Genomic DNA, 6,756 nt, shown 5'->3' with positions numbered 1-6,756 from the left:
TCCGCTTCGTACATCTCGGCGAACAGTCGATCCATCTTCGCCAGCGCTTCGTTCGCCATTACGCGGATCGAACGCAACGGATGCGACTTGGGGACGAAGTCGTCCAGCTTGCGCACGGAAAACAAACTCTCGGTGAAAGTGTCGGCGCCGCGCATGATCTCCAGTGGGTAAGTGGTGGTTCATCTATCAACGCTTCACGAACTCTGCGCGATGACATGTTTCAGCGGTACTTCAGCAACCTGTTAAGCGAGCTCGCCTCGCAGGACAGATTGCGCGAACGTATCTGGGAAACGCTCAGCGCGAACCCGCTGGAAAACCGCCTTACCGTGCAGGTCACCGCGGACCCGCGCTGGGAAGACGGACGCCAGCCGGAATGACACGCGCCGCCGCCTGGAGTTGCGCCTGCCGCGATAGCCGCGTAAGCGCGTCCGAATACGTCGATTTCCCACTGCGTCTGCAAGCCCACGCGCCAGAACTGCGCATCGAGATCGCTGATGTCGAGAAATTTCGCAAATTCGAGCGGCGTTTTTCCGCCGTGAATCAGCGTGTTGAGCGCTGGGTCGTTGTACTGGAGCCACCCGTTCGCGAGCTGGGTTTCATCGAGCGAGGCGACTGACGCCCAATACAATCAACTGGCCGAAAACTTCAAGCGCAAGTCCACTACTGACCGCTCATTCGTGCCTTCGCAGTCGATTGTCTCGTCATCGACCAAATGCGCCTCCGGCAGGTGTTTTCAGAACACGTTCGCTAACGTTGTGATCGAACGCCCTGTCAATTTCAACTGGAAAGGGTCACGGTCGAACAGCAACGAAGTGTCAAGGCCGGGTTTGACGGCAATTTGCAGGGCCTACCCTGGTTCTTAATCGGCTAACTACCACGAGATGCGCAGTAGCGACTACAAAGTTTTCCTCTGCACTTCCGCTCTATTTCGCCGTCTGAAACAGGCTACCGTACGGCGACGTCGCTCGCCCGCTCGATATATTGGCATCCTGATTATTTGCTATTGACTATGGACACAAAAAGGGAGAGCGTATCGGCTTGGCATCAGGTTCGCTGTTGTCTCGATCAGACCAACAAACCGAGGTAACCATGTGGATCTTCCGTGTCGATGAACCTCGTCTTGGGGTCATCCGTATTCGAGAATGGCGCCGCCGCGCTCATCACACGATCGGCCTTCTCGTCGTGCTGCTGGGCGGCGCCACCATCGGGCTGGTCGCTCTCGATCAGTCCAGCAACTCTTTCCCCGACAAACTGTTTACGGCTCTGTGGAATGGAGTCAATCTCATCACGACACTCGGCGCCTTCAGCGAATTCAGTCCGCCTCAAAAGGTCTTCATGCTTCTGGCCATGGTCGCGACACTGCTGGTCGGCGGGTTCGCAGTTTCGAGACTCACAGGCATGCTATCGGGCGATGACGTGATGGCTTATCGGGAGAACAGGATCATGGAACGCAAGTTCGAACAGCTCGCCAATCATGTCGTGGTAGTCGGATTCCATTCTCTCGGAGAACGGGTCGCAAACTACCTGCATGAGGAGGGAAGCACAGTGCTCGTACTCGTGGGCGACCAGGATCAGGCCAACCGGGCAACGGATTGCGGGCATCTGGTTGTACTTGGCTCGCCGGATGCCTTCGACGACGTGCTCAAGCGTGCGCGACTGGATAGCGCGAAAGCCATGTTCGTAACGACACCCGACGGCAATAACAATCTGGCGATCACACTGCTGGCCCATACGCTCAACCCGTCGCTCGCCATTGCGGTACCTGGCGAAAACCCCTTGAGAAAAGGGCTGCTGGAGAACGCTGGCGCAACCAACGTCATCATTGCCGATGACATCATCGCCAAAGCGTTGATCAGCAAGATTGCGACTGCAGCGGAGGCCGCACCATGAAACCCGCCGCTCCCACACCGCACCGCCTGCCTCACCTGCCTTTCCTGCAGGGACTCCTGCCCTTCAATCCCGCGCAACTTCCACACGACATCATCGCCGGAATCACGCTGGCGGCACTCGGTATTCCCGAAGTGATGGGGTACACGAAAATTGCCGGCACGCCCACCGTTACGGGCCTCTATACGATCCTGCTGCCGCTCGTGGCGTTCGCCCTCTTTGGTGCGTCGCGTCAACTGGTCGTCGCCGCCGACTCGGCGACTGCCGCCATTCTCGCGGGTACGTTGACGGCCGTCGCCGCGCTCGGCAGCAAGGACTATATCGGCCTCACGAGTACCGTTGCCTTGACGGTCGCTGTGATGCTGGTGATCGCGCGTGTTTTTCGTCTGGGTTTTCTGGCCGACTTTCTTTCCCGCAGTGCGTTGATCGGATTCCTGACCGGCGTCGGCATCCAGGTCGCAGCAGGCGAGCTTGCCGGACTGATCGGGCTCGCCAAGCAAGGGCATGGGCCGTTAATGCAGATCGCATCCGTGGTACAACGCGTGGCCGAGGCGAACTATCCGACCGCGATGCTCTCATTTGGCGTGCTCGTGGTGATCGTCGGCTGCAAGCGCTTCGTGCCGCGCGCACCGGGTGCGCTGATCGCCGTGATCGGCTCCATCGTGGCAAGCGGCGTGTTCAATTTCGCCGGACACGGTATCGCGATTACGGGCGAAGTGCCGGGTGGACTCCCGTCATTGTTCCTTCCACCGTTGCATATGGGCGAGATCAACCAGGTACTGGTAACGGCCGCCTCATGTTTCATCGTCATCATTGCCCAGAGCGCAGCAACGGCACGCGCATACGCCAATCGCTATAACGAGAGGGGCGACGACAACGCCGATATCATCGGACTCGCGGCCGCCAACGCGGCAGCGGCCTTCACGGGAACGTTCGTCGTGAATGGCAGCCCGACCAAGACCGAGATGCTCGACGACGCGGGTGGCCGCACCCAGGTCGCCCACCTCACGACAGCCGCCATCGTGCTGCTGGTGCTGCTATTTCTCACGAAACCGCTGAGTCTTCTCCCTGCCGCTGTGCTGTCGGCCATCGTCTTCATGATCGGCGTAAAGCTGATCGACGTGAAAGGCATGGCCGAACTGTATCGCATGCAGAAGGACGAGCTCGTCGTGGCGTTGCTGACTGCGGGCGTAGTCGTGTTCGTCGACGTGATGCACGGCATTCTTGCTGCCGTCGTGCTTTCACTGATCGCGCATGCACGCCACAGCTACCGCTTGCGGACTCGGGTGCTAACGCGAGGCCCCGGCGAAAGCTGGGTCGCGCGACATGTCGAGCCCAATCTGCTCGCCGCGCCTGGTATCGTCGTCTACCGTTTCGAAGCGGACCTGTTCTATGCGAACACCGGCCGATTCACGGAAGAAGTGCTGAAGCTTGTCAACGAAGCGAGTCCGGCGCTGCGCTGGGTGGTGATCGACGCATCGGAGATCAACAACATCGACTACACGGCAGGCAAGACCTTGATCCAGCTGGGCGGTGAACTCGACAAGCGCGGCGTGGGCATAGCCGCGGTCGCCCTCCCCTCGGGCGTCCGACACCAAATCGAGCGGTACAAGGCGTTGCGTGTGGCGGGCGTGCATCGCGAGGTCTTTGCAACAGTCGATGCCGCAATCGAGGCACTACGTGACATTTCGCCGTCTACGTCCTCACCTTCGCAGGGCGCCAACCCGCAATGAAGCAAGGTGAAATGACGCAGGTCTGATTCGGCCTTGAATCGAAAAAAGGAGTGATGCGTGCCTGATTCCGCTAACGCAAAGCACGCCGCCCCCGGCGCTGATCTCGCTGACCCGGGTACACCGGCGGTACAGGAAGACCCATCCACACTATTTGCGGGGCGTGGCTCGCTCGCCGATCGCGTCAGACGTGGCAAGACGGCTCGCAGAGAAGTGCCGCGCGAGAAGCTCGCCGAATGCAAGATTGCAAATCGCGACCCCATCGCCCTGCTCGACGCTTCCAATGTGGGTCGGGTTCCGGAATTGATACCCATCCGTTATGGGCGGATGGTCGCGAGTCCGTTCGCGTTCTATCGCGGTGCGGCGCCGCTGATGGCGCACGATCTGTCGAAGCTGCCGCATTCCAATGTGATCGTGCAATTGGGAGGCGATGCGCATCTGGCCAACTTCGGGCTGTTCGCAAGCCCGGAGCGGCGCATACTCTTCGGTCCCAACGACTTCGACGAGACGCTGCCTGGGCCATTCGACTGGGATGTGCGCAGACTCGCGACATCGTTCGTGATCGCTGCGCGCGAACGCGGATTTGCCTTGCGTGGCCAGCAAAGCATCGTGCGCCGGCTGTGCGAAACTTTCCGCCAACGGCTCGCCGACTTCAGCCGCATGGACACGCTCGACGTCTGGTACTGCCAGTTCAAGGCAGCGAGTATGCTGGCCATTGCCGATTCGGTCGAGGAAAGGAAGAAGGAGCTGGCCGTCGTCGAAAAGGCGCGACAACAGTCGTCGCGTTCCGTGATGACGCATACAACCGAGGTGATCAATGGCAAGCTGCGGATCAAGGAGGTCCCTCCGCTCGTGTATCACGTACCGCTGGAGAGCCCGCATGACAGCAAGCAGTACAACGCGATGGTACGGCGCTTCTTCGCCGACTACCGGCTGACGCTTCCCGACGACAGGCGCGCACTGTTCGATCGCTATGAACTGGTTGATGTCGCCATTCGTGTCGTGGGCATCGGGTCGGTCGGAACGCGTTGCTATGAGGCGCTTTTCATGGCCGACGGCGAGTGCCCACTTTTCCTTCAACTCAAGGAGGCGCGCGCTTCCGTGCTGGAGGGTTACCTGCCGCCGAGCCGTTATCCCAATCATGGTCAACGTGTGGTCAACGGGCAGCGTCTGCTGCAGTCTGCCAGCGACATTTTCCTCGGGTGGTCCAAGATGCGCCACACCGGCAACGACTTCTATGTGAGGCAATTGCGCGACATGAAGGGCGCATTCGACTTCACGACATTCGACGTTGAAGATCTCGGCGAGTATGCGGTTTCCTGCGCTCACGCGCTGGCCCATTCGATGGCGAAGGCAGGCGATCCCGCGCTGCTCAGCGGATATGCCGGTAAGTCGGTGGCATTCGACGAAGCCATCGTGCGATTCTCGCTCGCCTACGCAGAACAAAATGAAACAGACTGGGCGGTTTTGAAAGCGGCAGTCAAGGCGGGACGCATTCAGGTCATTCGTCAATAGGATTCGTGCGCCCTTCGCCGACGGCAGATGATCCGATTGGACGCTACAGCAAGGTGAGGACATGACAAAACTCAGGCGTCTTGTCGCCATCGTCCTTGCTTTCTTGTTGACCGCGTGCGCGAGTCTGCCGCCGCAGACGAACCAACCACACACTCTTGCCCCTCAGAACTCGGAATCCACTCGACTCGGCGTGCTCTTCGCGCCTGAAGAGCAGAAGCACCTGGGTGACAGTGCGTTCCACTTGTTGCCCGACCCCACCGATGCAATTCCGCCGGGAACGGGACAGAAACAGAGCTTGACTCGGAACCCGACGTCTCTTTCATGCGGCGTACAAGCGTCTGTTTCCTTGGCCTTCTGCCGATCGAATCCGAGCTATGAACGCGGGTGACGCGTGCCGCTTGCGGCCTGCGGACGGTCGCCTGCATGATGCCGCCGGGGTTCACGCTGGCGTGGAACAGCGCCCTCAGGCCCCCAATCCGTACTGTTCAGCGTCTGCACAACTGTACCGGTACTGTACCGAGAACTCTCGATAAACTGGTTCCCGTCGAATCTGTCTTCTCTTCCCGGAGCCACTCGCATCATGCTGCCCGAAATGCTCAGCGCGCTGCCCGCCGGCATGCTCTTCGTCGTGGTCACGACCATCACGCCAGGCCCTAATAACACCATGTTGCTCGCTTCCGGCGTCAACTTCGGTTTTCGTCGCACCGTGCCGCATATTCTCGGCATTAGCGCGGGCGTGGTCGTGCTCATGCTCTCGGTGGGCTTCGGGCTTGGCCAGGTGTTCAGGCACGTCCCGTCCCTCTATACCGTGCTGGAGGTCGCGAGCATTGCGTACCTGCTGTATCTCGCGTGGAAAATCGGCACCTCGGGCGACATCAAGGTGAAGAGCGGCGAGCACCGGCCCATGCGCTTTCACGAAGCCATCGCGTTCCAGTGGGTCAATCCCAAGGCGTGGATGATGGTGCTCACGGCCGCCACCACGATCCGCCTTTCCGCGAACTTCGGCACCAATACGATGGCGATGGCCTTTCTGTTCTATGTGATCGGTCTGCCCTGCATCTGCATCTGGGCCGCGTTCGGCACCAGCATGCGGCGTTTTCTGTCGAATTCACGGCGGCTGCGCGCGTTCAATATCTTCATGGCGCTTTCGCTGCTCGTTTCGCTGTACCCGATGTTCGCGCACCTGCTTCAACGCTAAAACGACCTGCCGCCCTTGTCCGGTTCAAACGCCGGCTCAACCGCTACAATCGCAACCGGGAAACATGGGCGGCGGAGTCACACTTTGTCTGAGTTTGAAGCGGGTTTTATTCTCACCCGCCATTGGCGCGATACGGGCGAACACACCGAGGTCGACTTCTGGCTCGCGACCGACGCTGGACTGAACCGCCCCGGGTTTCCCGGAGGCTGTTTTGCTTGAGTCACGCCGCGATGGCGGACCCAGCGAGTTTTGAATAATAAGCGGCTTCTGCCTCGGCAGGTGGAATGTTGCCGATGGGGCCGAATAGTCGACGATTGTTGAACCAGTCAACCCATTCGAGCGTCGCCATTTCAACGGCCTGCGGATTGCGCCACGGTCCGAGGCGATGGATCACCTCTGCCTTGTACAAGCCGTTGATCGTTTCAG

The 6,756-nt window shown here is 59.8% G+C and carries 5 protein-coding genes and 3 pseudogenes; 5 read left to right on the top strand and 3 right to left on the bottom strand.

The window, feature by feature from the left end; genetic code table 11:
- A pseudogene (locus M3I54_RS43140) lies at positions 1–155 on the bottom strand (IS5/IS1182 family transposase); the annotation flags it as partial.
- A gap of 65 nt (positions 156–220) precedes the next feature.
- The gene (locus M3I54_RS43135; protein ID WP_254346466.1) at positions 221–628 is read right to left on the bottom strand and encodes a hypothetical protein; all 408 of its coding nucleotides are present in this window, start codon (positions 626–628) and stop codon (positions 221–223) included.
- Positions 629–1,089: 461 nt separating this feature from the next.
- Here M3I54_RS43135 and M3I54_RS43130 point away from each other — a divergent pair, with 461 nt between their 5' ends.
- From M3I54_RS43130 to M3I54_RS45620, 5 genes and pseudogenes are all read left to right on the top strand, one after another.
- On the top strand, positions 1,090–1,890 hold the full coding sequence (locus M3I54_RS43130; protein WP_254346464.1) for a TrkA family potassium uptake protein: 801 nt from the start codon (positions 1,090–1,092) through the stop codon (positions 1,888–1,890).
- A complete protein-coding gene (locus tag M3I54_RS43125; protein WP_254346461.1) occupies positions 1,887–3,620 on the top strand; it encodes a SulP family inorganic anion transporter in 1,734 nt (577 codons plus the stop codon). The genes M3I54_RS43130 and M3I54_RS43125 overlap by 4 nt, the downstream gene beginning before the upstream one ends.
- Before the next feature lie 57 nt (positions 3,621–3,677).
- Positions 3,678–5,132: a DUF2252 domain-containing protein gene (locus M3I54_RS43120; RefSeq protein ID WP_254346459.1), complete on the top strand. Its 1,455-nt coding sequence runs from the start codon at positions 3,678–3,680 to the stop codon at positions 5,130–5,132.
- 580 nt (positions 5,133–5,712) lie between these two features.
- Positions 5,713–6,330 (top strand): LysE family translocator, encoded by a 618-nt coding sequence (locus M3I54_RS43115; RefSeq protein WP_254346457.1) that lies wholly within the window; start codon positions 5,713–5,715, stop codon positions 6,328–6,330.
- An 84-nt stretch (positions 6,331–6,414) separates the two neighbouring features.
- Positions 6,415–6,510 (top strand): annotated as a pseudogene (locus M3I54_RS45620) (hypothetical protein); the annotation flags it as partial.
- Between the two features lie 40 nt (positions 6,511–6,550).
- On the opposite strand, the pseudogene M3I54_RS43110 reads toward M3I54_RS45620, so the two are convergent.
- Positions 6,551–6,756, bottom strand: a pseudogene (locus tag M3I54_RS43110) (IS3 family transposase); the annotation flags it as partial.

This window comes from Paraburkholderia sp. CNPSo 3274, from assembly GCF_024206475.1.
In the GTDB taxonomy this organism is placed as follows: domain Bacteria; phylum Pseudomonadota; class Gammaproteobacteria; order Burkholderiales; family Burkholderiaceae; genus Paraburkholderia.
This window is presented reverse-complemented; position numbering and strand designations above follow the sequence as displayed.